Here is a 2,596-nt window from a genome sequence, read left to right on the forward strand (position 1 = left end):
GAAATTACTAAGCGGGTTTATTATTTATCATTCGAAGCCGGATGGTTACCACCAGAAAAGCAAAAATATAATTACGGTATCCTCCAAAATAATATTAACGATCATATCTATAAAGCAGTTGTTTATGAATTAAATCAACGATTGGTTAACCTGTCAGGATTAGATGAACAGGACTTAGTTGATGATTACTTAAGTCTCACCCGAAAAATCGTCAAAGAATTACTTGCTAAGTTTGGTCTTCAAGACGAATTAAAGGGAATTATTGACCATAACTATGATTATAAGGTTGATCGAAACCGTCTTACCTGGAAAATGTTAATTAAAGACGATGACTTTAAGCATGTGTCATTTAACAGTGAGGATAAGCAACATTTTACGGTATCAAAAGCAATCTTCAATAATCTTAAGGGGAGTACCTATGAGAATATTAACCAGACTTTGGATAACTATTTCAATATGTTCCCTCGTGAATTGGGAGTTGCAATTGAGCAATACAATAATGGGATGATTCTTGATATTGATAAATTTGACGAGTTCATTGGAGAGCCGTTAATTAGGCAGCATTATAATAGCCTTCATCAAAAAGATAAGCAAACTGATGCAATGCAAGAATATCTAAAAGCTCAGAAGCAACACGATGAGCAGCAAAACAAAATGATGACAGAAATGATGAAAACAATTGCTAAGCAGCAAGAACAAAACCAACAGTCTAAGCCAGGGCTATTGTCACGGTTATTTAAACGGAAATAATTAGCATTTCTACGAATATTTGTTCGAAAAATGCAGTAATATTTGATAAAATATTGTTATCGAACTAATGTTCAAGGAGGGAAACCTAATGACTTACGAATTAGTATACCGTTCGAGTAAGGGAAATAATAACTATTGGTCAGTTAATGAACGATTCACCAGGAAAGAAACGGGGCATTTTCAATGGAGCTCAGCTATTGAGATCAACCAAATTTTCCCACAATTGAAGGCCAAATATCCGACATTATTTGCAAAAAAGAAGACAGAACGTTTTTATTATTTAGATGTTAAGTCAAGTAAATTAATTAAACTGTCACCTGATCAAGAAGAGATTAAGGCTGCTTTGACTCCTGATGGAATTCCCCAAGACAACTATACCTGTCCGCTAAAAATAACCGATAGTAAGTACTATGCAATCGCAATTGATGCACCAGATGGACGATATTACTTTAATACGAGTAAGGGAGTCTTTCTTAAAACCGTTAATGATGAGGTTCGACGGTGGCGTGAATTCGATAAGGCCGCTGCTACTGCCAATACGATCCGGGTTAATAAGAAAATTTGGAATAAGTACCCAGATTGGAACCCGCTGAGTAATTATGTAATTAATCTTAAAACCGGTGCGATTGTGTGGCCCAATAAAGAGTTGAATAGTTTTTTTCCTGCCTCATTTGAAAGTAACTATGGAACCACAAATTCAGCATTTCTTTTAATGATGTTAGAACAATTAGATACCCAACTGCAGGAACATTTCAGTTCAATTAACCAACAACCCATGAATACAATTGAGGATCCAATTGAAATTCCCCAAATTGACTTTGAAAGGTATAATGCTAAAGAAACATTTATAGCACTTAGTTATATAGTAAGAGTCATAGTGCAAAAACCTCTGATTGACAAAGCATTAAAATGCTACGATAAGGAATTACTTCAAGATTATTTACATACGATAGAACTAGCAGACCTTAGTCGGTTTAATGCAAATGAATTTACCAATCAGCTTCAGCAAACGCGATTGAAGCGACGAAAAATTAAGAATTTAGCTTTGTTCTTAAATATTATTGCCGAAAATATGAATGTAGAAAAAATTCTTAAACAATTATGGCAAGAACCGTCACTACGTAATTGCTACCACTATCGTCACCCCGAAACTGGCCAACGAATGTTAGACATCATGAACGTTAAATCAGGTGAGGGGAGAGCAGGGGAGAATTATTAGTTTAACTTAAGAGAACCGTTAATTAGTATGGCCCTTTTTTATGACCTGAGGATTACCACATAAACATCTGCTAGAATTCCCCTTTGATCTAAATTTTAGGAATATAAGTGAAGACGCGCAGCAATCTTTAGAAAGTACAAATAAAGCTCCAGATACTGATAAAGCAACTCTGGAGCTCATTTATTCGTGTACTGTGTTATTAGTTTTTTAAAGTAATCGGATTTATGTCACAATTTCCGTTAAAGAATTATTTTTTAAACTGGAAACTATTAATTTCGTCAAAGGTCACACATTAAGAATCTGGTTGGCAGAAATATCCAGAACTAATCCTCAAAGCCTTGCATTTACTGGAATGGTCAAATATTATTTAACATTTAATTGGAATTAATTGACTCAGACCAGTTAATAAATAAAAACTAAGTTAATGAAACAAGAATATAGATAAAAAGTAGACAAATTAAGACTAGTTAATTTAAAGAGGGTTAAAGCATTTTGCTTTAGCAACCTGTCATTAAAATTATAGTTTTAATGCTACCGATTAATAAAATTGGCTACCATATCAAGCTCTGTACTTAATTAACATTCTTTCTAAATTTTAGATAAAAACTTATTTTCTTCTTTCCCGCT

1 protein-coding gene and 1 pseudogene are annotated in these 2,596 nt (G+C 33.7%); both read left to right on the forward strand.

The window, feature by feature from the left end:
• A pseudogene (locus HMPREF0549_RS04650) lies at positions 1 to 750 on the forward strand (phospholipase D family protein); the annotation flags it as partial.
• A gap of 88 nt (positions 751 to 838) precedes the next feature.
• Positions 839 to 1,969: a hypothetical protein gene (locus tag HMPREF0549_RS04655; protein ID WP_040531196.1), complete on the forward strand. Its 1,131-nt coding sequence runs from the start codon at positions 839 to 841 to the stop codon at positions 1,967 to 1,969.
• The last annotated feature ends 627 nt before the right edge of the window (positions 1,970 to 2,596 follow it).

The sequence above is a fragment of the Limosilactobacillus vaginalis DSM 5837 = ATCC 49540 genome (assembly GCF_000159435.1).
Taxonomy (GTDB): domain Bacteria; phylum Bacillota; class Bacilli; order Lactobacillales; family Lactobacillaceae; genus Limosilactobacillus; species Limosilactobacillus vaginalis.